We start from the raw sequence: 23,259 nt of genomic DNA on the forward strand, positions 1-23,259 counted from the left end.
GTTTCAGTGCGGACATTCTCGGATAACCGTTACGCCGTCACGCTTCCTGCTGACGTGCGGACAATGTTCTGGTCGACTTCCTCAAGAATGAGACCGCGCGTTTCCGGTGCGAACGCCCACGAATACCAGAGCCCGAAAGCGCAGCAGGCCGAAAACAGACCGAACGTCATCGCTTCCCCGAGGCTTGCCGCAAGCGTTGGAAACAGGAACACGACGAGGAAGTTGCAAAGCCAGTTGGAAACGGACGCGATTGCCATTCCCTTGCCTCTTAGCGCAAGCGGGAACAGTTCGGACATATAGAGCCAGGGAAGAGGCCCCAGACTGATGGCGAAGAAAAAGACAAACGAAAACAATCCAACAAGCGAAAGCCAGGCAAGATTGTTGTCGTTCAGATGAAACAGGACAGCTACCAGCGCCATGCTCAGGAATGCGCCCGCAAACCCGAAAATGAAAAGTGGCCGTCTCCCAAGACGATCCACAACGATCATCGCCAGAATGGTGACCCCGACATTTAATGCGCCAATGCCGATTGTTGCCACAAGTTCGTTGGCGAGGCCTTCAAAACCGGCGTTTTCAAGGATGCGCGGCGCGTAGTTCATGATCACGTTGATACCGCTGAACTGTTGCAGGAAGAATGCCAGGACGGAAAAGATCAGCACGCCTCGAAGGGCTGGTTCCTTGAAACGGCTCCAGCTTTCCTCGCGCGGGTCTGATGGGCGGCTTTCTTCGATTTCCTTGACAATCTTGTCGAGCCGCTCGGGGCTGGCCTCCGGCTGAACCGTTTGCAGCACTTCGCGCGCAGCCTTGTCCCGCCCGGCAAGAACAAGCCAGCGGGGGCTTTCCGGTGCCTTGAATATGCCGGCAAGGCAGATGACAGCAGGCACCAGGCTGAAACCGAGCATGTAGCGCCAGGACCCGGAAAACGAGAACGCCCAATCGACCACGAACGCTGCGAGGATGCCGATTGTGATCATGAGTTGAAAGGCGGAGACAACGGCACCCCGAATACGCGCCGGAGCGATTTCCGCGAGATACATGGGGGCCACGAGCGATGAAGCACCAATCGCAGCGCCAATGACCAACCTTGCAAATGTAAGCGACCAAACGCTGAAGGCCGCAGCGGCGGCGAAGGAACCGGCCGCAAACAGGATCGCGCAGAATGTCAGGACAGGACGGCGCCCGAACTTGTCGACAGTCAACAATGCCAGCAAAGCGCCGAATATGGCGCCAAACGGTACGGCACCCGTCATGAAGCCTTCTGTTTGCGCGGTGAAAACGAATTCTTTTTTCAAAAGGGGCAGGGCACCTGAGATGACGCCCTGATCCGTGCCGAACAGGAAGCCGAATATTGCGGCCAGTAGTGCAATCAAAAACAGCAATGCGTTTCTCCCCGGAACGCGTCCACGTTGTTTGGTTGCCCATCTTGTGATCGGGCTTGTTTTGGTGTGGACACTCAGCTTCGCCTGATCGTGTTGGTTGATGCAAGACAAAAGCAGGCGCGGACGGTGCCTTTCTGCAACCGCAGATCACAAAAGAACGCTCGTCAAACCGTAAAACGGCTGTTGTTGAGCAGGGAACCGTACCGTACCGTACTCTTTTTTGATATTCCGGCCTTTCGTTCTGGTCAAAAACCTGTCAAACCCCATATCAACTCAAAATCGGGCGCGGATTTCCGGCGTATTGTGGCCTTCAAGGCTCATGCGATCGGAGGGCCTGCGAGGTGTAGGGAGAGACTAATGCCCCCGTATCGTTCCAGAACATCCACCCACGGTCGTAACATGGCCGGAGCGCGCGGTTTGTGGCGCGCCACTGGCATGAAGGATGATGATTTCGGCAAGCCGATCATTGCGATTTCAAACTCGTTTACCCAGTTCGTTCCGGGCCATGTGCATCTGAAGGACCTTGGCCAGCTTGTTGCGCGGGAAGTTGAAAAAGCCGGCGGTGTCGCCAAGGAATTCAACACGATCGCAGTTGATGACGGCATCGCCATGGGTCATGACGGCATGCTTTATTCGCTGCCCTCCCGCGAAGTCATTTCCGACGCTGTGGAATATATGGTCAATGGCCACTGTGCCGACGCCCTGGTCTGCATCTCAAACTGCGACAAGATCACACCGGGAATGCTGAATGCGGCCATGCGTTTGAATATTCCGGTGGTTTTCGTGTCTGGTGGGCCGATGGAGGCCGGCAAGGTTGTCCTTGAAAACGGCGTCCAGAAGTCGATCGACCTGGTTGACGCCATGGTGGCCGCAGCCGATGACAGCATGTCCGACGCCGATGTTCTGGCAATGGAACAAAATGCCTGCCCGACCTGTGGGTCGTGCTCCGGCATGTTCACCGCAAACTCAATGAACTGTCTGACGGAAGCCCTGGGGCTTGCTCTGCCTGGCAACGGTTCGACCCTCGCGACGCACGCGGATCGCGAGCGCCTGTTTGTCGAGGCCGGACATCTGATCGTCGATCTGGCCAAGCGCTACTACGAGCAGGACGATGAGAGCGTTTTGCCGCGCAATATTGCAAACTTCAAGGCATTCGAGAATGCCATGACGCTCGATATTTCCATGGGCGGGTCGACAAACACGATCCTGCACCTTCTGGCGGCCTCCTACGAAGGAGAGATCGGCTTCACCATGGATGACATCGACCGCCTGTCAAAGCAGGTGCCGGTCCTCTGTAAGGTCGCGCCAGCGGTCGAGAACATCCACATGGAAGATGTTCACCGGGCAGGGGGCATCATGGGCATTCTTGGAGAATTGGATCGCGCCGGAAAGCTCCATACCGATATCCCGACCGTTCACTCCTCAACCATGAAGGAAGCGCTCGCACGCTGGGACATCTGCCAGACAAATTCGGAAAGCGTGCATAATTTTTACAAGGCGGCTCCCGGCGGGGTTCCGACTCAAACCGCATTCAGCCAGAGCAGGCGTTGGGACGACCTCGATCTTGACCGTCAGACCGGCGTCATTCGCGAAGGGGAACATGCCTACAGTAAGGATGGTGGACTTGCTGTGCTCTACGGCAACATTGCCGAAGAAGGCTGCGTGGTGAAAACCGCGGGTGTCGACGAAAGCATCCTGAAATTCACGGGGCCTGCCCGTATTTTCGAAAGCCAGGACAGCGCGGTTTCGGCGATCCTGACCAACAAGGTCAAGGCAGGCGACGTTGTTCTGATCCGCTATGAAGGACCGCGCGGCGGTCCGGGTATGCAGGAGATGCTCTATCCGACGAGTTACCTGAAGTCCAAGGGGCTTGGCAAGGAATGCGCCTTGATCACGGACGGGCGCTTCTCAGGTGGTACGTCCGGCCTGTCTATTGGACACATGTCTCCGGAAGCAGCGGAAGGCGGTGCAGTCGGACTTGTCGAAGAAGGCGACACGATTGTCATCGATATCCCGAACCGTATCCTGAAGGTCGACATCTCGGATGAGGAACTGGCACAACGCCGCGCCGCCATGGACGCCAAAGGCGACGACGCCTGGAAGCCGCTTGAAAAGCGCAGGCGCAAGATCACCAAGGCGCTTCGTGCCTACGCCAAAATGACGACGAGCGCCGCGAAGGGCGCCGTGCGCGAAGTCGATTGAGCTCACATTTTTGCACTATTCTTGGAAAAGGCGGGTTTGATTACCCGCCTTTTTTAAATGGTCTTCTTGCCTTTGGGCATGCCTTACCACATATCCGGCTAACCTTACCGAGCTTAGCCAAAACGGTCTTATCTATGGATTCAATTACGCAATTTGTTCTGGGCGCAGCCGTTTCGACCGCCTGCCTCGGAAGCAAGATCGGACCGCGTAAAGCAGCGCTGATGGGTGGCTTGCTGGGCACGCTCCCGGATCTTGACGTGTTCATTCCGTTCGACGACCCGATTGACAGTTTCGTCTACCACCGGGGTTGGTCGCATTCGATCTTCGTCCATGCGCTGGCGACGCCGTTGATCGGCGAGGTGCTGTTGCGTCTCTTCAAGGGGCTTCGCGAACATCGCTGGCTGACGTGGGGGGCGGTCTTCCTGGTCTTGACGACACACGCGATGATCGACGCGATGACGGTCTACGGGACCCGTATCTTCTGGCCGCTCTATCCCGACCCGGTGGGGGTCGGGTCTGTGTTCATTATCGATCCGATTTATTCGGTACCGCTTCTGCTCGTGGTGATTTATGCGCTCTGCAAGAAAAACTGGACGTCGAGATTGCGCAACTGGGTCGCCGGTGCGCTTATTTTCACGACCGGCTACATGGGCTTGAGCGTGGTTCTCCAGCAATATGTTGAAGCGCGTGCCCAGACGCTTTTCCAGAGCGAAGGCGAGCCGCCTCAGGAAATCTATGCGATTGCAGCACCATTCAACATCATGCTCTGGAAGGTGATCGGCCTGCGCGAAGACCGCTATGAAAACATGTACTATTCGCTACTGGACGGCGAAGCTGTTCCCGAGATCTATGAACACCCGCGCCATCCCGAACTGACGGCCTGTCTCGCAGAGACGGCAGCCTTCAAGAAACTCGAATGGTTCAGCCGGGGCTTCTTCCGCACAGAACTTGTGGACGACAGGATCGTGGTCTCGGATCTGCGCATGGGGCTGACACCCGGATACGCGTTCCGCTTTGCGATCGGCCAGATTGAAGCCGGTAGCATTCAGCCGATTGAGCCTTTGCGGGAGACCGGCCTCTCACGGATCGACTCCGAAGACTGGGCCTGGTTCAAGGAGCGTCTGCAGGGGCGCCCGAGTGTCCGGAAGGCCGAAATGGGCGCGAGAGACTGGACGGTCGCTCAAGCCTCCGAAACCTGCTCAAGCGGCCGCGCACTCTCAGGCTGACCGGCCGCAACCGGATGTCATTCGGTCGGCACTGTCTCGACAATCGGCAGCAGCATCGTTTCATTCAGGATCGCGCTTGGGTCGTGAATCTGGGGGACCTGCTGGCAATCTGCAGACGGTTCGCTGGTCTCTTCCTTGTGCTCCTTCAACGCAGCGCATATCGGAATCGCGGCCTGACGTGTTCCGCCAACAGCGATCGTCATGACGTCCTGCAAGGACCCGTCCGTTTCCTCGAGCGCAAGTGCAAGGTGTTTGGCGAAGAGCGAGATCGTCCGGTCAGCCGAATAGTTGGCCGTCTGGCCGGCACCTGCGGAAGAAACGAGCGCTTCCGGCCGGCCCTTGTGGTCGACGGAGTGCGTGTCCAGAAGATGCATGTTGACGGCATAGGAATTGTTTGTGTCCAGCATCAAAATGACCTCAGCTGCCGGAATCGTATGGATCATCGCCGCAAAGGCAGGCGCGGATATCCAGGTTCCTTCACTGATCGCATCAGCCGCTGTCTCCGGCTGTTCGTTGGCCCAAAATTCCAGGATATAGCCGTTGACCTCTTCAGCCTGTTCCGTCTCAAGTTGGCCGAGGGGAAGGTTGGCGTAGATAATCAACCGGTCATTCGAACCGAGCCCGTTTGCAAGTTCGGTAACCTTCAGCTTCAACGCAGAGGCGCTGGCGCCTTCATTGATCAACAAATGAACCGCGTCGGGTTCCGCATCTAGGCGCGGGCTCAGGGCGCCGACAACTCTTTCCAGGCTGTTGTAGCAGACCTCAAGCGCTTGCGGATTCCACGGGGGGCAGTTGCCGATCCCAAGAATGTGGTTCCGCAGCCCCTGATCCTCCTGTGCGTGCGCTACATCACCCGGCAAAGAAGCGGATACAACGCCCGCGAGAAGGGCGGCAGAAATCACTCTGCCGCACAGCCTGACGTGCCATGCCAATATCCAACTGGTAATGCCGGTCATTGCGTCTCCCCAGAACCCAAAAAATGGATCCCGATAATTATAGCGCCAGCCTGTGAAAACAGTGCAAAAGCAATATTGGAATTCAATAGAACTCCGTCGTGCTTTGTTAATCAACTTTATTTTGGTTCAAAGATTAATCGAAAGGCCGCAAGCGCTGATTACAAGCTGGAAAGCAGCGGCAATCGTGATTTCGAAGCGCATTCGATTGAATTTCAATCAGTTACTCAATTGTTTGAGCTTTTCTATTATGTGAACGGTGTCGTCGGTCAGCGTGCCTGTGTCTGCGTTCCCCACGGCCGTAACCATCTGGATGAGGTCGGGCAGCGTATCTCGCCCGCCAAGGTGAACAGTTCGCTTGATCAGTCGTCTGATCATGTCATCCGGGTTGGTGCTCTGATTGGCGAGCCATTTGGCAAACAGATACAAATCTTCAGCAGCTTCACCCGACATCTCAAACACTGTCTGCAGCTGTTCGAGAATGACGGTCTGTTCGGCTCTCGAAATCCCGCCATCTGTTTCCGCAGTCAGAACCAGCAGTGCCGCCGCAGTAACACGGGGGTCATCGACACCTTCGCTTGGATGCTGGTTGGCGCGCGTGTGAAATCCGAAACGGCGTGCAGCTGCTTTAACATCGTGCGTTGCATCGAGCACCACGCGTGTCGTATCTGCGGCCTGACGAGCGCGGTAAAGCCAGTAAGCAGCGCCAGCGGCGAGCGCAAGAAGTGCGAGCAGAATGTGCAAGGGGAGTCTCCTTCAATCTCTGCTCGCATCCTTAGCGTAATTTTTGCTAACGAGTTGTGACAAAAACTACAAAACCGCTTCAGCTTGACGGGCTCTCTGGTGCACAAGCCGGCTAACGACGTTTTCGATGATCTTGTGCCCGGCATCCTGGTCAAGGGACATGATCGATTCAGGGTGGAACTGCACGGCGGCGATGGCCTCGTTTTCGTGTTCGATCGCCATCACAACGCCGTCTTCCGTTTCGGCTGTCACCCGGATATCGCTCGGCAGGGTCGACCGTTTTGCAAACAGCGAATGATAGCGCCCGACGATCACCGGCGCGTTCAAACCGTCAAACAGAAGCGAATTTCCGGACAAACTGATCGGCGAAGGTTTGCCGTGCATCGGAACTTCAAGCTGGCCGAGTGTTGCCCCGAAGTATTCCGAAAGGGCCTGGAGGCCGAGGCAGACGCCGAAGATCGGCAATTCACGCGCACGGGCCCGGCCGATCGTTGCGGCACAGTCGAAGTCCTTCGGGTTTCCCGGACCGGGAGAAAGCACAACCAGATCCGGACTGACATCGTGAAATACGTGATCAGCGACGGGCGTCCGATAGGTCACGACGTCAGCGCCGGTCTGCCGGAAATAGTTGGCAAGTGTGTGGACGAAACTGTCTTCGTGATCGATCAGCAGGATCTTTAGTCCGGCTCCAGGCTTGCTGCTTTCCTGCTTTTCATAGGATTTTGTCGCAAGGCCAGCCTCGCGCACGGCAGCGCGCATGGCTTCGGCCTTCAGCTCCGTTTCCGCTTCCTCATCTTCCGGAACGCTATCGTAAAGCAGTGTTGCGCCGGCACGGATCTGCGCCGTGCCATCCTTGATCCGAACCGTCCGCAATGTCAGGCCGGTGTTCATGTCACCGTTGAACAGGACAGCGCCGATTGCGCCGCCATACCAGGCGCGTGGCGACTTCTCGTGGTCTTCGATGAACTGCATCGCCCACCGTTTCGGCGCGCCGGTCACGGTGACTGCCCAGGTATGGGAGAGGAAAGCATCGAGCGCGTCCATATCCGGCCGCAGGATACCTTCTATATGGTCCACCGTGTGGATCAGGCGGGAATACATTTCGATCTGGCGACGTCCGATAACCTTGACCGAGCCCGGAACGCAGACCCGGCTCTTGTCGTTCCGATCGACATCGGAACACATCGTCAACTCTGCTTCATCCTTGGCGGAGTTTAGGAGCTTGCGGATCTGGGCCTCGTCTTCAATGGCGTTTTTACCGCGCCGGATTGTTCCCGAAATCGGACACGTTTCCACACGCCGGCCACCGGTGACGCGGACATACATTTCCGGTGACGCACCGACGAGATACTCGGCATTGCCCAGATTGAAGAAGAAGGAATAAGGAGAGGGGTTTATCTGAGCAAGTCGCCTGGAAACGGCGGAGGGAGGATTGGCGCAAGGCTCGTAAAAGGTCTGCCCCGGAACAGTCTCGAAAAGATCGCCGCGCCGGAAGTAGTCTTTCGCCTTTTCAACCAGCTTGGCGTATTCGCCCGGTTCATGGTCGCCGCGGCCAGGGTCCCTGTTTGCTGGCGTATAGGGCCTGGATTGTCCGGTCCGCTCCAGTCCCTTGGTGGTGCGCCCATTCACTGAAAAGTCGTATTCCAGCACATAGGCACGCTTGCCGTGGTGGTCGACGATCAGGATCTCGTCCGGGAAGAACAGGATTACGTCTCGTTGATCGTCCGGCCGTTCCAGCTTCAGGTCGATCGGCTCGAATTGAAACGCCACGTCATATCCGAAGGTGCCATAGAGACCGAGCTGGTCATCATCGCAGGAAAACAGATCCTTGAGCGCGCGTACGATGGAGAACGTGGATGGTTGACGGGAACGTTCTTCTTCGTTGAAGAGACGGTCGGGTTTCTTGACGGTCAGTACGATCGTGTCGTCGCTTGCACTGAAGGTGTCGATGACATCAAGCGGCTTCAAGGCATCCGCGACGGCCGGAACCAGCACTTTGCCGCGCTCGTTAAGCGCCCGGATTTCAACCTTGCGATCCGCAGCTTCAAGGACGAGCGGCGGATTGACCAATGCCATGTCCCAGCGGGTATAGCGCCCCGGATATTCGTAAGACGAAGACAGAACGGCGCCAAGCTCGTTGTCCAATCGGTCGATCCACTCGGAAGTACCCGTATCGTAGTCGGAGGGGCGCGACGTCCGCAGGATCGTGATCCCGCCCGGTGTTTCGTAACTCTGATCTGCCAGCGGCGGCATGGTCTTTCCGTTCCCGTATCTGATGGCCATTTGGGAGATTGGCGGCCTTTTAAAACACCAAGGCCGCCAGCGGTATCCCGCGGCGGCCTTTGGTGAGTTTCTTCGATCCTTTCAAAGCATGACTGATCGCAGGCCGCCTATTTCGCGCCGCGCCACCACCATACTGAAGTCAGGATCGTTCTCATGCCACGACGCATACCGGAAGTGGCTTTCAATGGCAACGGTCTATTGTGTGACGGACCTGAATTGCCGCTTTTTTGTCCAATTCGTGCAAGCACCTGCTCATATTTTTCCGTCAGTCTTGACCCGCAATTCAAGATACTGTTTTGCAGTGCGTCAACAAACGCGAGCCCGGCGTGATTCCGGTGCTTGTGATCAGGACGCATCCGGAAGAGCAATGAGGGGCACATGGAGCATTACGATCTTATCGTGATCGGCAGCGGGCCGGCGGGGCGGCGCGCAGCGATCCAGGCAGCGAAATTCGGTCGGGATGTTCTGGTCGTCGAGCGGGGCCGCAGGGTCGGTGGCGTGTCCGTCCACACCGGTACGATTCCCTCCAAAACGTTGCGCGAGACAGTCCTCAATCTAACGGGTTGGCGTGAGCGCGGGTTTTACGGCAGCTCCTATCGTGTGAAGCAGGATCTCACGGCGGCCGATCTCAGGGCACGCTTGCATATAACGCTCAATCACGAGGTTGACGTCCTTGAGCACCAGTTCTCCCGCAACAAGGTGGACACCGTTCGAGGTGAGGCGCGTTTTGTAGACGCGCATGTCGTCGAAGTGGAGGGCGAAGCTGGTGAAATTCTGAAATACAAGGCAGACAAGTACATCATTGCTGTCGGCACGAAACCCTTTCGCCCCGAATATGTCCCGTTCGACGGACAGTATGTTCTGGACAGCGATGAGATACTGGAGCTAAGCGAAATCCCGCGCTCGATCGCCGTTATCGGTGCAGGTGTGATCGGCGTTGAGTACGCCTCCATCTTTTCCGCGCTTGACGTGCACGTGACGCTCGTGGAACCGCGTGAGACGATGCTCGATTTTCTCGACAAGGAACTTGTCGCTGACTTCACGCACCAGCTTCGCGACCGAGGCATTGCCCTGCGTTTTGGGGCCAAGGTCGAAAAAATTGAAAAACACGGTCCTGCGGACTGCGAAATCACGCTGGAGGGAGGGCGTTGTGTTCGCACCAATGTCATTCTTTTTGCGGCAGGCCGCATGGGTGCGACACCTAGGCTTAATCTGGACAATTGCGGCCTATCGGTGGACCACAGGGGCCGATTGAAAGTCGACCCGGTTACGTTTCAGACCGAGGTTCCGCATATTTTCGCCTCAGGCGACGTCATCGGCTTCCCCAGCCTTGCGTCCACCTCCATGGAGCAGGGCCGTATCGCGGCCTGTCACGCACTTGGTGAAACGGCCTATGACCCGCCGGACTACTTTCCCTATGGAATTTATGCTGTTCCGGAAATCTCGACAGTCGGCATGACCGAAGAGGAGATCAAGGAACGCGGCATCCCGTATGAATGCGGCGTTGCGCGCTTTCGGGAAACCTCTCGTGGCCACATCATGGGTCTCGATACCGGAATGCTGAAGATGATTTTTTCGCTCAAGACGCGGCGCCTTCTGGGGTGTCATATCGTGGGTGAAGGGGCGACGGAGCTTGTCCACATCGGACAGGCGGTGCTCAATCTGAGGGGGACTCTGGAGTATTTCGTCGAAAACACCTTCAATTACCCGACGCTTGCCGAAGCTTACAAGATCGCGGCGCTCGATGCGTGGAACCGGATGCCACCGTTGCCGGAGTAGTATGGCGTAAATCGCTGACTGCCTTTGCTTTTCGCGTACTTGGTAACGGATCGGTATAGCGTATACGCTATCACTTCACGTCATGTCTGATTCTAACGACCGTGAAAGCGACAGATGCCACGCACACTTCTTTTGAAAAACGCGGACATTCTTGTCACGATGGACGAGGAACGCCGTGAGGTCAGGAAGGGCGGGCTCTACGCCGAAGACGGCTTTATCAAACAGGTCGGCCCCTCCGACGACCTGCCGGTTGACGCGGAGACGGTGATCGACGCAACCGGACAGATCGTGCTGCCCGGCTTGGTGAACACACATCATCACCTCAATCAGACACTGACGCGAAACCTGCCTGCTGCGCAAAACAACAACCTCTTTCCCTGGCTGCAGGCGCATTACCGGATTTGGGCCAGGACCCATCCGGAGGCATCACGCGCCAGCGCGTTGATTGGGCTTGCTGAGCTTGCGCTTTCGGGCTGCACCACCGTGTTCGACCATTCCTATCTCTTCCAGAGCGGAAACAAGGTCGACTATCTGATCGAGGCGGCCCGCGACCTCGGCGTTCGTTTCCACGCCAGCCGTGGTTCGATGTCACTCGGCGAAAGCAAGGGCGGTTTGCCGCCCGACGAGTGCGTCGAGGATGAAAAAGACATTCTCGATGACACCATTCGCGTGATCGACCGCTATCATGATGCAGGCGACGGCGCCATGACGCGGATCGTCGTGGCACCGTGCTCTCCGTTCTCGGTATCAGAAGATCTGTTGCGCGAGAGCGCTCTCCTAGCGCGTGACAAGGGCGTCATGCTGCACACGCATCTGTGCGAAACACTGGACGAAGAACACTACACGCAGAAGCGTTTCAAGAAACGCCCGGTGGAGTGGATGGCGGATCTCGACTGGGTTGGTGAGGATGTCTGGTTTGCGCACGCAATCCACGTCAATGACGGTGAAATACAGCTCTTTGCCAATACGGGCTGTGGCGCAGCCCATTGTCCGTGTTCGAACATGCGCCTCGCATCCGGTATCGCTCCGGTGAAGAAATACATGGCGGCGGGCGTGAAGGTCGGGTTGGGCGTGGACGGGTCGGCCAGCAATGACGGATCGAACATGCTGTCTGAAGTTCGTCAGGCAATGCTTCTTGCACGGCTCAATCTGGGTTTGCTCCCGATGGAAGACACAGACGGAACGCCAAGGCTGCCACCGTCGCATCCTTCACGGGCTGGAGAGTGGATGACTGCCCGTGAGGCCTTGGAACTGGCCACTCTTGGCGGTGCATCGGTTTTGGGCCGAAGCGACATAGGTTCTTTGGAAACAGGAAAATGCGCCGATTTCTTCACGCTTGATCTGAACACGCTTCAGTTTGCCGGCGGGCTTCACGACCCTGTCGCGGCTGTTGTGTTTTGCAGCCCGCAAGCTTCCAGAACAACCGTCGTCAACGGCAAGGTTCTTGTATCAGATGGTCAGATAGTGACCCTGGATATCGACAGGGTCATCGAGGATCACAATCGCATGAGCCTGGAACTGGCATCCGGTCGCTGATTCAAGCCGGTAGGCTGTACTTTCCTGCTACGTGATAAGGGCTTGCCGGGTCAGCAAAGCCAGCATTTCTCGGGCATCGTCGCCTCTGCGACGTTTCCGCCATCGGAAATCCAGCTCACGATGCCGTCCTGAACATTGACGACGTTTGTAAAGCCCGCCTGGCCGGCAAGATATTCCGACAGAACCTGACTGCGGCGTCCCGTGCGGCAAATCAGGACGATTTCGTCGGCAGGGCCTGAAATAAGCTGCTGCAACTTGGCGCCGAATTCCGGGTTCACGTTTCCGCTTTCGTCGAAAAAGGTGACGAGATGGCTTCCCGGCAGAACACCGGTTTCACGCCATTCGTCCGGGCGGCGAATATCAATGACGGTGGCACCCGCTGCGAGTTTTTCCTCCAATTCCTTGTTGCCGATATCGGAATACTTCTTGCCTTTCACATCAAGCAGCTCGATCTCGAACTTCAATGTCGCATTTGGCGGAATGACGCCGCCGGCACCTTGCGCGCCATAGGCCATCTCAGGGGGAATGATAAGTTCGCGCTTGCCACCGACCTGCATGCCTTCAACGCCCTTTTCCCACCCGGGAATGACCCGTCGTTCACCGAGCGTGAAGGAAAACGGTGTTCCCCGGTCGAGGCTTGAGTCGAATTTCGTGCCGTCCATCAGCCATCCCGTGTAGTGAACGACGACGGTTTCGCCGACATTGGCCTCTTCTCCGGTTCCCTTTTCAATGTCCTTGATCTGCAGTTCTTCCTGCGCAGCTGCCGGGAGACACAAAAAGAACGCCATCAAAACAGTCGTCAGCCACTTAATCATCACGCTTGTTCCATAGAATTTTGAGACTAGTTTCGGGAAAGGTCGGCTATCGACCGCTTGATTGCAAGTCACGGTGTCTTTACGAGCCATCACTTGAAAAGGATCTGTCGATGCTACGGCGTTTTTGTTTGGTTTTGGCGGGTGGAGCCGTTGTTCTCGGGGCCGATCTCATGTGGGCCAAACCATCATCGGCGGCAGATCTCGAGCTGGGACTTCCCATCGTCTGCAAGCTTGGGGAAGACTGTTTCGTTCAAAACTACGTAGATATCGATCCCGGCAACGAAGTCCAGACCGCCACCTGCTTCCGCGCCGGTTATGATGGCCATAAGGGCACGGATTTCCGGGTTCTGGACACCGGGGAAACAGCGGATGTCGTCGCATCAGCGCCAGGTATTGTGCGAGGGGTGCGAGACGAAATGCCGGACAGGCTTGTCGTTTCGGAACAGGACAGGCAGCGTGTCGCGGACAAGGAATGCGGCAACGGTGTTGTGATTGCGCACGCAGGTGGTTGGGAAACGCAATATTGCCATCTCCGCCAGGGTTCTGTTGCCGTTGCCGGGGGAGATCGGGTTGAACGTGGCCAGAAACTCGGTGAAGTCGGATTTTCCGGGTTCGCAGCTTTCCCGCACGTACATCTGTCGGTTCGCAAGGACGGCAAAACCGTCGATCCGTTTCTCGGAAGTTCCGATCAGGCAGGGCCGCGTCTTGCGCGTTGCAACGAGGGAACAAGCGAAGCTCTATCTTATGACCGACCGCTCTGGCAGGGAGAAATTGAACCGATCCTCGCCGATGCGGAAGGCACGATCATTCAGTCCGGTTTCGCGGACGGGCCGGTAAAATCGCTGGACCTTGAACAGGGGCTCGTTTCGCAGCCGGACAGCCGGTCAGCGGCACTCGTCTTTTTTGCAAGGCTGATTAACCTGCAAGAGGGCGACCGGGTCGCGCTCAAAGTTGATGGTCCGGAGGGTACTCTTGCGGAATCGGAAGGCAAACCACTCGATAGGCAGAAGGCGCAATGGGTTTCATTTGCGGGCCGCAAACTCAGGTCATCGGCCTGGCCGGACGGAGACTACACCGGCACCGTGAGCCTGGTGCGTAACGGCGAAATTATCCGTCAGAAAACCTCCCGGTTCACAATAGGTGGCTGACAAGGCCTCTTAAGACATGTTCCGGGCCCTGGTATTTTGAGGTGCTGCAATCAGTTCATTTTCCCGGAACCGGGTCGTTGGCGGTCTTGATCAGCTTTTCCAGGAGCGTTGAGAGCTGGGCCTGTTCGTCTTCGGTCAGCCCGTTGACCGCCTTTTGCTGTGTCTCAACGTAATCCGGGATCATGTCCTTGACCAGCTTGAGGCCTTTGGGTGTGACGCAGACAGTCAGCGCGCGCCGATCCTCTGGGTGCGGACATCGCTCCACGAGCCCGGCTCTTTCCAGTTTGTCCACCCGCGCCGTCATACCGCCCGAACTCATCATGGTTGACCTGTAAAGTTCGGTCGGCGTGAGCTTGTAGGGAGCGCCGGACCTGACAAGCGTCGCCAGGACGTCGAACTCACCAAGTTTCAAACCGATGTCCGCGTAGGCCGGAACCAGGTAGTCCCGGTTCATCAGTTGCGCCGCTTCATTGAGGCGTCCGAGCAGAACCATCGGCTGCAGCTTGTCGGCAACTTCAGGCACTTCCTTCTGCCACTGCAGGCTAGCCCGTTCCGCACGATCCATCATCAGGTCTGCCGGGTCACCGAAAAGGTGTTTGGAACCGTCTGGCGCCCTTTTTGAGGCTTTGGTCATTTCTCAATCTCCAGGTTCCCACAAAGGGTATTTGCCGATCGGGCAAAGTTCAGCCGACAAGAGCGGGAAACGCGTGTGTCTCCATGCAGTTTGGTGCCTCGAAAGTTTCACTTTCGGCAACGCAGTGTCAATGAGTATCAAGAATCTTTAAATTAAGTATCTTGATATCAAGATAAAAATCTTTATCTATGATGCTGAATTTGGCAGATGGTTTGCCAAGCCGCTTGAGGGAAAAGGTCCAATGACAGTCATGGCAAGACAGAAGTCGCAGGCAGAGCAGGAGCAAAGCGGAAAGCAGCAGGCTAAGCCAGAAGGCAATCGGAACCTGCTTGAAATTCCTTTGGTGCTGTTGCTGATCGTGGGTGCTTTTCTCGGCATTTCGACCTTGTTCGCAAAGGCTGCGCCGGAAATTGGCTGGCATCCTGTCGCGCTCCTGCAATGGTCGATACTCGGCGGAGCTATTGGGCTGTTCACCGCAACCAGATTGGCGGGTACAAAGTCCAGACGCAGTCAGAGCAGACAGGACAAAGCGCCGCTTAGGCAATTGCTCGTCTATGTCTTCATAACCGGCATCTTGTTCATATTGCCCAACATGATCGCAGTCGCCGCAGCGCCAAAGGCGGGTGCCGGTTTTGTCGCGCTTTGCTACGCGTTTCCGCTTGTCCTGACCTACGCGTTTGCAGTCCTCTTACGTCTGCAACGCTTCCAGGTTCTTATGGCTGGTGGCGTTTTGTCAGGCGTTGCCGGTGGTGTCCTTCTCGCCATTTCGGGCGCGCAACTTTCCGCCGAAGCCTCTTTCTGGTCGGCACTTGCGCTATCAATCCCGTTTTTCCTTGCCGCAGGGAACATCTACCGGACGCTTAAATGGCCGGACGGGGCCAAACCTGTAGATCTGGCTCTTGGAATGATGGCGATCGGATTTGTTGCTCTGGCCGTCTTTACCGCCACCTGGGGCATCCCGATCATTCCAACGGCATGGACCGGAGAAGCTGTCACGCTGCTGGCAGCTCAAACGGCGATTTTCGCGCTGCAATACGGTCTTTACTTCCGGCTCCAGCAAACGGCGGGTCCCGTCTATCTCAGCCAGATAGGATCGGTTGCCGCCGTGGTCGGGCTCGTCCTGGGCTACTTCGTCTTCAACGAAGTTCCAAACGCCGCGAAAATAGCCGCGGTTGCCTTTGTCGGCATCGGTATCGTTCTGGTTACCATCGGACAGCGTCGTCTCTTGAGTGCGAAGGCTTGAGAGGTCAGTTCCAGAGCCAGGCAGCGCCGCGGACACCGGAGCTGTCTCCATGAACTGCCCTGCGGATTGGCGTATCGAACGTGTCGGAAAAGATGTAGGGCGCCATCGCGGGAGGCAGGTCCTGGTAGAGCTCGTCAATATTGGACATGCCGCCGCCGAGAACGAAAACATCCGGATCAAGCAGGTTGGCCGACATGGCAAGAGAGCGGGCGAGGCGGCTAACATAGCGCGCGTAGATCTCGCTCGCGACGGGATCACCTGACCGCTTTAGGGCCATAATTTCATGACCTTTCAGCAAATTGCCGGTCTTTTCCTTGTAGTCGAGCTGAAAACCGGTACCCGAACACCAGCGATCGATGACCCCCTTGTGACCGATCCAACTGTCGGGGCCCGGAAATTCATCAGATTTCAACCACGGCACAGTGATTGCGCCCCATTCACCGCCAATCCCGTTGGCGCCAAGATGGGCCTTGGCGTCAATAGCGATGCCGGAACCGCTGCCCGTCCCGATGATGATCGCATGTACCACGTGAGCGCCAGCACCTGCACCGTCGGTCGCCTCGGAGACGGCAAGACAATTTGCATCGTTTTGAATGCGCACAGGGCGCCCAAGAACCGACTCAAGATCCTTGTCGAGCGGCTTTCCGTTCATCCATGTCGAGTTTGCGTTTTTGACCAGTCCGGACTTGGGCGACAACGAGCCCGGAATACCGAGACCAAGCGTACCTGTTTCGCCTGTCGCCGTTTCGGCAGCGCCAACCAGAAACTTGACGGCCTGAAGACAGCCGACATAGTCGTCGCGCGGCGTATCGACCCGCTGGCGGAACATCTCAGCTCCATCCTGCGACAAGGCAATGATCTCGATTTTGGTTCCGCCCCAGTCAATACCCAAGCGCATGTCAGTCCAACCTTTTCGGCAGTTCGAAGGCCGCGTGCTGTCCCTTGGACAGTTCACCGGTCTGTTTGCCGTAGCTTTTGAATTTTACCAGAATGTCGGCCATCTCCTGCGCGTCCAAAGTCGCGGGCTCGCCGAGAACCAGAGCAGAAAGATACTGGTCTGCAAGGTCCTCGAGGCCCTCGGCCAGCGCCAGTGCCTTTTTCAGGTTCGGCCCTCCGGCAATCTGACCGTGATTGGCCAGAAGACAGGCGTTGCGCTCGCCGAGCGCAGTGATCATGGCTTCTGACAGAGCACGCGTACCGAAGCTTTCATAATCCGAGCACTCGACACGATCGCCACCGGCCATTGCAATCATGTAGTGGAATGCCGGGATACCCCGCCGATGGCAGGACAGTGCTGTTGCCCTGGGGCTGTGGCAATGAACAACCGCGCCGCATTTCGGTTTGGCAAGATAGAAATCCAGATGCATGCGCCACTCGGAAGACGGCAGGATATCTCCGCGATAACGGCCTTTCAGGTCCAGCGCGACGATCATGTCTTCGCTCAGCTCTTCATAAGGGGTCCCTGAAGGCGTTATCAAAAATCCGGATTTCACGCGCGCACTGACGTTGCCCGACGTTCCTTTTGTCAGGCCGAGACGGGGGAGGGATCGCGCCGTTTCGATGATCTCGCGGCGCAGTTTCTTGCTGTCGCCCGGGAAAGAAGACTTTTTCGGCATCACGGTTCTCTCAGTGAATAAGGCAAGAGACGCCGGAACGTCCTCAGATCGGGCACCTTATTGGCAGAGAACGGAACGTAATTGCAAGTGCCTGGCATCCGAAACCGCGCGAAACCTGCGGTAGGGGATTGGAGTGGCTTGCGATGAACATCGACACGAAAGCGCGGGGAAGCGGACTGTTCCGGCTTTCCCGCGCAAGGTGTTGATTGGGCACGTGCGTCCTGGCGCTTTACGGTCCGGGACGGTCTGGCAGGGGTATGAACTCTTCCGCGTCACCCGGGACCGTGTCGAAACGGCCGAGTTTCCAGTCTTCCTTGGCCTGTTCAATGCGTTCCTTGGAAGACGAGACGAAATTCCACCAGATATACCTGTCACCGTCCATCGGTTCGCCGCCCAGAACCACAAAGCGGGCCGGTTCCGGAGAATTGTTTTCAACAACGAGATTGTCACCGGGTTTGAACACGAGCAGCTGCGCCGGATCGAACGTCTGTCCGGCGATGGTGATCTGCCCGGAAACGGTGTAGAGCCCGCGCTCTTCCCATCCTGCGTCAAGCGGCACCTTCGCGCCCGGTTCCAGGGCTATGTCGGCGTAGAACATGTCCGATGCGGTTTTGACCGGAGCCGTGTGACCATAAAGGCTGCCGGCGATCAGCTTGACCGAAGCGCCATTGTCGGCAAACTCCGGCTGCTCCGCCGTCCCGTGGTGCTGAAAGGTCGGATCGCCTTCCTCAAGATGTTTTGGCAGGGCGACCCAGCTTTGCAGTCCGAACAAGGGGCGCTTTGCCTGCAGGCGTTCGGGCCTTTCTCGCTCGGAATGAACGATGCCTTTGCCGGCGCTCATCCAGTTGAGCGCACCCGGTGCGATCGCGATTTCCGTTCCAAGGCTGTCGCGGTGGTACATCTCGCCTTCGAAAAGATAGGTGACGGTCGCCAATCCGATATGCGGGTGAGGGCGCACGTCAATGCCGCCGCCGACCAGAAGCTCAGCGGGCCCCATCTGGTCGAAGAATATGAAGGGGCCGACCATGCGTCGCTTCGCGGACGGCAACGCACGGCGCACTGAAAAACCGCCGAGGTCGGAGGTGCGCGGAACGATGATTGTATCGATGGGATCGCAGCTTGCTGCGTCGCCAGGTACTGGGTCAGGACTGTTCAACCAGCTCATGGGCCTCTCCTTGCCTCAAAACGCGTGTCTGGTCCCCTAGATAGGGCCGGCACTGCGAAAGTGTCCATTGAACAGTCCGTTTCCATCTTCCCAGGCAATCGGGAGCGTGTATAACGGCGACCCCGCAAGCTCTTACGAGGTGCTCCCATGAAACGCGTGATGATCGTTGGCGGTCCAGGTTCTGGAAAAAGCACGCTTGCCACGCGCTTGGGAGAAGTTACGGGGCTTCCGGTTTATCACATGGACCAGATTCATTGGTGCTCAGGCTGGGTTGAAAGAGCACGTGAAGAAAAGAGCCGGATGACCCACGAGGTCCACATGAAGGACGAATGGATCTTCGAGGGCGGGCATTCAGCCACCTATGCAGAGCGCGTCGCGCGGGCCGATACATTCATTTGGCTGGATGTCCCTGTCTGGCTGAGGATATTTCGGGTCTTGAAACGCTCGGCCATGCACCACGGACAGACCCGGCCTGATCTGGCTGAGGGTTGCCCGGAACAGTTCAACTGGCAAACGGTTGAGTTCTTGAGTTTTATCTGGCGCACCCGCCACACCGCACGTGCCAAGCTTGTTGCGATTTATGAGGCGCCCCACGAACGCCTGAAGGTCGTCAGATTGAGGACGAAGACGGAATACAATGCGTTTTTAGAAGCGGTTCAAAACGGGACCTGATATCGAGAAGTCAAATCATGAGGTCAAAGAAGGCGCAGGAATGAAACTCGATCCTTTCTATCCACTGGTCGACAGCGCCGAATGGGTTGGCCGTCTGGTGCCCTCGGGCGTCAAATTGCTTCAGCTGCGCATCAAGGACATGCCCGAACCAGAGCTTCGCAACGAGATATCAGCCTCCAAGGCTATTTGCGACCGGTACGGGTGTCAGCTCATCGTCAACGACCACTGGAAATTGGCAATAGAAACGGAGTGCGATTTTCTTCATCTAGGCCAGGAAGACCTTGCAGATGCCGATCTGGAAGCAATCCGACGGGCGGGCTTGCGTTTGGGCGTTTCCACACACGACGGAGATGAACTCGACACGGCGCTTTCGGTCGACCCCGACTATATCGCTCTGGGACCTGTTTTTCCGACCCGTTCGAAATCTCTGACGTGGGCTCCTCAAGGTCTTGAGAAAATTGGCGGCTGGAAGCGTCAGATTGGTGACCTGCCGCTTGTGGCGATCGGGGGCATTACGCTGGAACGGAGCAGGGACGTCCTGCAAAGCGGTGCCGACAGCATTGCCGTGATCAGTGACGTGACAGGCCATAAAGACCCTGAGCGGCGAGCCGCTGACTGGATAAAAGCAACGCAAGACTGGCGACGGTAATCCACGAACTAGGCAAACATGACTTTATCGCGTGCGACCTGATCGCGCAGGAAGTTTTGAACGGCGGCGACATGACGAAGCGGACGTGAGCTTTCGTGCGTCACCATCCAATACGACCGATGGAGTTTTAAAACTGGCAAAACAGCAACGAAATCATTATCTTCGCGCGCGATAAAATCGTGCAGGATGCCAATGCCCGCGCCACCACGGACAGCCTCAGTCTGGCCCAGGGCGGAGGCAATCTCGAAACGCGCCGTCCAGTCCTTGGTGAACTCGGTTCCATAGTTGAGCTGCGGCGAATAAAGCAGATCCTCCACATAGCCGATAAGATCGTGCGCGCTAAGATCGGTTGCGGAAGTTGGGGTGCCGCGTTCCTGCAAATAGGCCCTGGAGGCATAAAGGCCGAGTGCGTAATCCACCAGCTTTCCGGCAACCAAACGTCCGGTTTCCGGACGGTCGATGGTAACTGCAATATCGGCCTCGCGGCGTGACAGGGAGAATGACCGCGCCACAGGAACAAGCTGCACGGTCAAGCCCGGATGCTTGTCGGTCAGCTTGCCGAGCCTTGGCGCAAGATAAGCTACGCCAAACCCGTCAGGTGCGCCTATGCGCACCGTTCCGGCAATTTCAGGCGTGTCTCCTCCCAGATCCGCTTCCGCCGCGACGGCTTCGGCTTCCATCCGCTCTGCGCGCTCGAAGAAACGGCTTCCGGCGTCTGTCAGCACGCATCCGGATGTTGACCGATCGAAGAGACGGGTCCCAAGGCTGTCCTCAAGAGAAGTCAGGCGTCTGGCAACGGTTGCGTGATTGACACCCAACCTCTTTGCAGCTGCAAGGATTTGGCCCGTGCGGGCAATCGAAAGGAAAATTCGAATGTCGTCCCAGTTCATCGCGCTTCCTGGCTATTTCCTTCCGAAAGGATATTCCTCGCAAGTTTCTCTCTCGAGACGCTTCAGCCGCTCGGAACTTTAAAAGTAGAACCGGCCCGTCGTCCGATCCCTTTCGCATCAGAGATGACAAGCGCCGAAACGTCTGCGAAGCTCAGGCAGACACATGACATAACTTCAAAAAATGCACAACAGATCCGGAAATCTGGATCTTGTATGCAACAAAAATAAAAGCGACAAAGATGCAGACATAAAATGGAACGCTGCCGCGTTTTCGGCGGTTCCCGGGCTTGATGGGAGAAACGCAGATGCAAATGATCGGTCACTTTGTTGATGGAAAGCACGTCGAGGGTACGTCTGGCCGCTTTGCCGACGTTTACAACCCTGCGACCGGAGAGGTTCAGGCACAAGTCGCGCTCGCGAGCCAGGCGGAAATTGATGCTGCCGTCGCAAATGCAGCTGCCGCGCAGGTCGGATGGGCCGCCACCAACCCGCAGCGCCGCGCTCGTGTGATGATGAAATTCGTCGACCTCCTGAACCGTGATATGGACAAGCTCGCCGAAGCATTGTCGCGAGAGCACGGCAAGACCCTGCCGGATGCCAAAGGCGACGTCATCAGAGGACTTGAGGTCGCGGAATTCTGCATCGGCGCGCCACATCTTCTGAAAGGCGAATTCACCGAAGGAGCGGGTCCGGGCATCGACATGTACTCCATGCGTCAGCCACTTGGCGTCGTTGCGGGCATCACGCCGTTCAACTTCCCGGCAATGATCCCGATGTGGAAATTCTGTCCGGCGATTGCGTGCGGCAATGCGTTTATCCTGAAACCGTCCGAACGCGATCCCTCCGTGCCGATCATGCTTGCGGAGCTGATGATGGAAGCAGGTCTTCCCGCTGGCGTTCTGAACGTCGTTAATGGCGACAAGAGCGCTGTTGATGCCATCTGCGATGACGAGACCATCCAGGCTGTCGGCTTTGTCGGATCAACACCGATCGCGCAGTATGTCTATTCCCGCGCAACGGCGGCTGGCAAACGTGCCCAGTGCTTCGGTGGCGCGAAAAACCACATGATCATTATGCCGGATGCCGATCTGGATCAGGCCGCTGACGCGCTAGTCGGGGCGGGTTACGGTGCCGCGGGTGAACGTTGCATGGCGGTTTCCGTCGCCGTCCCGGTCGGCGAAACCACGGCAAACGCGTTGATCGAAAAGCTGGCACCGAAAGTCGAAGCTTTGAAGATCGGTCCGTATACGGCCGGCGACGATGTTGATTTCGGACCGCTTGTGACCAAGGAAGCCCTTGGCCGGGTGAGAGGTCTCGTCGACCAGGGCGTCAAGGAAGGGGCCAGGCTTGTCGTCGACGGGCGGGACTTTTCCATGCAGGGTTATGAGGACGGCTTTTTCATGGGCGGCTGTCTTTTCGACAACGTCACCAAGGACATGGATATCTACAAAACCGAGATCTTTGGCCCTGTTTTGTCGGTCGTTCGCGCCGAAAGCTACGAAGAAGCGCTGGACCTGCCACTCAGCCATGAGTACGGCAACGGCACCGCGATTTTCACGCGCGACGGCGACACCGCGAGAGACTTCGCATCCAGGATCAACATCGGCATGGTCGGCATCAATGTTCCGATCCCCGTGCCGCTTGCCTATCACACGTTCGGCGGTTGGAAAAAGTCCGGTTTCGGCGACCTGAACCAGCATGGACCGGATGGCTTCAAGTTCTACACGCGCACCAAAACGGTTACCACACGCTGGCCATCCGGATTGAAGGACGGTGCTGAATTCGTCATCCCCACGATGAAATAAGGAACGATCGCTAAACGAAGGTTGAGAGCGGCGCCCTTGGACGCCGCTCTTTGTTTTTCAGGCCGCTGCCACCTGTGCTTCAACCACGCGGTCTGCGGTGTAATGAGAAATCGTCAAGACCCCCTCGATTTCGGCAAGAATGGCCGCGAAGGCAGGATCCTTCATTATCTTCTCCGAGGCCTGTTTTGCGCACTCAAGGTCCCGCCAAAGAACCATATCGGCAAACAGGCCTTCGTCTTCGACCGCCTCATATGCGGTCCAGGCAATGAAACCTTCGTAATTCCTGACGGTGTCTTGTGCAGCGTGGCGTGCCCGGCGCGCGTTGGCGGTGTCCTTGACCTTGAACACAACCAATTCGAGACATGGCTCTTTCATTACAATCTCCAGGTGTTGAATTGAATCAAGACACCGAACATCGCACACCGTTCCTGACAACCTCCTGTCAGGACGATTGGCCGCGCAGCCATTCAATCAAGCGCCGGCCAATAAAATGCCGCACGCTTTTAATTCCCTCCATTGT

Annotated in this window: 20 protein-coding genes; 9 read left to right on the forward strand and 11 right to left on the reverse strand. The window is 57.0% G+C overall.

Annotated elements, in window-relative coordinates; genetic code table 11:
• Window positions 1-29: 29 nt before the first annotated feature.
• Window positions 30-1,379 (reverse strand): sugar porter family MFS transporter, encoded by a 1,350-nt coding sequence (locus ABVF61_RS23175; protein WP_353995890.1) that lies wholly within the window; start codon window positions 1,377-1,379, stop codon window positions 30-32.
• A 357-nt stretch (window positions 1,380-1,736) separates the two neighbouring features.
• Between ABVF61_RS23175 and ilvD the strand changes: the two genes are divergently transcribed.
• Window positions 1,737-3,581 (forward strand): dihydroxy-acid dehydratase, encoded by a 1,845-nt coding sequence (ilvD, locus tag ABVF61_RS23180; protein WP_353995891.1) that lies wholly within the window; start codon window positions 1,737-1,739, stop codon window positions 3,579-3,581.
• A 134-nt stretch (window positions 3,582-3,715) separates the two neighbouring features.
• The gene (locus tag ABVF61_RS23185; RefSeq protein WP_353995892.1) at window positions 3,716-4,807 is read left to right on the forward strand and encodes a metal-dependent hydrolase; all 1,092 of its coding nucleotides are present in this window, start codon (window positions 3,716-3,718) and stop codon (window positions 4,805-4,807) included.
• Between the two features lie 17 nt (window positions 4,808-4,824).
• Here ABVF61_RS23185 and ABVF61_RS23190 read toward each other — a convergent pair whose 3' ends face one another.
• From ABVF61_RS23190 to ABVF61_RS23200, 3 genes are all read right to left on the reverse strand, one after another.
• Window positions 4,825-5,763, reverse strand: a complete 939-nt coding sequence (locus ABVF61_RS23190; RefSeq protein WP_353995893.1) for a hypothetical protein — start codon at window positions 5,761-5,763, stop codon at window positions 4,825-4,827.
• 216 nt (window positions 5,764-5,979) lie between these two features.
• Window positions 5,980-6,504, reverse strand: a complete 525-nt coding sequence (locus ABVF61_RS23195) for a TerB family tellurite resistance protein (protein ID WP_353995894.1) — start codon at window positions 6,502-6,504, stop codon at window positions 5,980-5,982.
• A 66-nt stretch (window positions 6,505-6,570) separates the two neighbouring features.
• Window positions 6,571-8,757: an anthranilate synthase component I gene (locus ABVF61_RS23200; protein ID WP_353995895.1), complete on the reverse strand. Its 2,187-nt coding sequence runs from the start codon at window positions 8,755-8,757 to the stop codon at window positions 6,571-6,573.
• A 408-nt stretch (window positions 8,758-9,165) separates the two neighbouring features.
• Between ABVF61_RS23200 and sthA the strand changes: the two genes are divergently transcribed.
• Together sthA and ABVF61_RS23210 are read left to right on the forward strand one after the other, a co-directional pair.
• On the forward strand, window positions 9,166-10,566 hold the full coding sequence (sthA, locus tag ABVF61_RS23205) for a Si-specific NAD(P)(+) transhydrogenase (RefSeq protein WP_353995896.1): 1,401 nt from the start codon (window positions 9,166-9,168) through the stop codon (window positions 10,564-10,566).
• Between the two features lie 114 nt (window positions 10,567-10,680).
• Entirely contained in the window at window positions 10,681-12,102 is a 1,422-nt protein-coding gene (locus ABVF61_RS23210) for an amidohydrolase family protein (RefSeq protein WP_353995897.1), read from the forward strand.
• Between the two features lie 50 nt (window positions 12,103-12,152).
• On the opposite strand, the gene ABVF61_RS23215 is transcribed toward ABVF61_RS23210, so the two are convergent.
• Window positions 12,153-12,917 (reverse strand): FKBP-type peptidyl-prolyl cis-trans isomerase, encoded by a 765-nt coding sequence (locus ABVF61_RS23215; protein ID WP_353995898.1) that lies wholly within the window; start codon window positions 12,915-12,917, stop codon window positions 12,153-12,155.
• A gap of 110 nt (window positions 12,918-13,027) precedes the next feature.
• Between ABVF61_RS23215 and ABVF61_RS23220 the strand changes: the two genes are divergently transcribed.
• Window positions 13,028-14,065, forward strand: a complete 1,038-nt coding sequence (locus tag ABVF61_RS23220) for a M23 family metallopeptidase (RefSeq protein ID WP_353995899.1) — start codon at window positions 13,028-13,030, stop codon at window positions 14,063-14,065.
• Between the two features lie 55 nt (window positions 14,066-14,120).
• On the opposite strand, the gene ABVF61_RS23225 is transcribed toward ABVF61_RS23220, so the two are convergent.
• Complete coding sequence (locus tag ABVF61_RS23225; protein ID WP_353996485.1) at window positions 14,121-14,630, reverse strand: MarR family winged helix-turn-helix transcriptional regulator; 510 nt, start codon at window positions 14,628-14,630, stop codon at window positions 14,121-14,123.
• 310 nt (window positions 14,631-14,940) lie between these two features.
• Here ABVF61_RS23225 and ABVF61_RS23230 point away from each other — a divergent pair, with 310 nt between their 5' ends.
• Complete coding sequence (locus tag ABVF61_RS23230) at window positions 14,941-15,942, forward strand: DMT family transporter (RefSeq protein WP_353995900.1); 1,002 nt, start codon at window positions 14,941-14,943, stop codon at window positions 15,940-15,942.
• Window positions 15,943-15,946: 4 nt separating this feature from the next.
• On the opposite strand, the gene ABVF61_RS23235 is transcribed toward ABVF61_RS23230, so the two are convergent.
• The 3 genes from ABVF61_RS23235 to ABVF61_RS23245 all read right to left on the reverse strand — a co-directional run bounded on the left by ABVF61_RS23235 (window position 15,947) and on the right by ABVF61_RS23245 (window position 18,723).
• Entirely contained in the window at window positions 15,947-16,840 is an 894-nt protein-coding gene (locus tag ABVF61_RS23235; protein ID WP_353995901.1) for an ROK family protein, read from the reverse strand.
• 1 nt (window position 16,841) lies between these two features.
• Window positions 16,842-17,558: a class II aldolase/adducin family protein gene (locus ABVF61_RS23240; protein ID WP_353995902.1), complete on the reverse strand. Its 717-nt coding sequence runs from the start codon at window positions 17,556-17,558 to the stop codon at window positions 16,842-16,844.
• Between the two features lie 229 nt (window positions 17,559-17,787).
• A complete protein-coding gene (locus ABVF61_RS23245) occupies window positions 17,788-18,723 on the reverse strand; it encodes a pirin family protein (RefSeq protein WP_353995903.1) in 936 nt (311 codons plus the stop codon).
• Between the two features lie 147 nt (window positions 18,724-18,870).
• On the opposite strand from ABVF61_RS23245, the gene ABVF61_RS23250 reads away from it, so the two are divergent.
• Together ABVF61_RS23250 and ABVF61_RS23255 are read left to right on the forward strand one after the other, a co-directional pair.
• Window positions 18,871-19,395: a P-loop NTPase family protein gene (locus ABVF61_RS23250; RefSeq protein ID WP_353995904.1), complete on the forward strand. Its 525-nt coding sequence runs from the start codon at window positions 18,871-18,873 to the stop codon at window positions 19,393-19,395.
• A 40-nt stretch (window positions 19,396-19,435) separates the two neighbouring features.
• Window positions 19,436-20,044: a thiamine phosphate synthase gene (locus ABVF61_RS23255; RefSeq protein ID WP_353995905.1), complete on the forward strand. Its 609-nt coding sequence runs from the start codon at window positions 19,436-19,438 to the stop codon at window positions 20,042-20,044.
• A gap of 8 nt (window positions 20,045-20,052) precedes the next feature.
• Here the strand turns inward: ABVF61_RS23255 and ABVF61_RS23260 are convergent, their stop codons facing one another.
• Entirely contained in the window at window positions 20,053-20,934 is an 882-nt protein-coding gene (locus ABVF61_RS23260) for a LysR family transcriptional regulator (RefSeq protein ID WP_353995906.1), read from the reverse strand.
• A gap of 305 nt (window positions 20,935-21,239) precedes the next feature.
• On the opposite strand from ABVF61_RS23260, the gene ABVF61_RS23265 reads away from it, so the two are divergent.
• The gene (locus ABVF61_RS23265; RefSeq protein WP_353995907.1) at window positions 21,240-22,739 is read left to right on the forward strand and encodes a CoA-acylating methylmalonate-semialdehyde dehydrogenase; all 1,500 of its coding nucleotides are present in this window, start codon (window positions 21,240-21,242) and stop codon (window positions 22,737-22,739) included.
• Window positions 22,740-22,796: 57 nt separating this feature from the next.
• On the opposite strand, the gene ABVF61_RS23270 is transcribed toward ABVF61_RS23265, so the two are convergent.
• Window positions 22,797-23,114, reverse strand: a complete 318-nt coding sequence (locus ABVF61_RS23270) for a hypothetical protein (protein ID WP_353995908.1) — start codon at window positions 23,112-23,114, stop codon at window positions 22,797-22,799.
• Window positions 23,115-23,259: the final 145 nt, after the last annotated feature.

Source organism: Roseibium sp. HPY-6, assembly GCF_040530035.1.
Lineage (GTDB): Bacteria > Pseudomonadota > Alphaproteobacteria > Rhizobiales > Stappiaceae > Roseibium.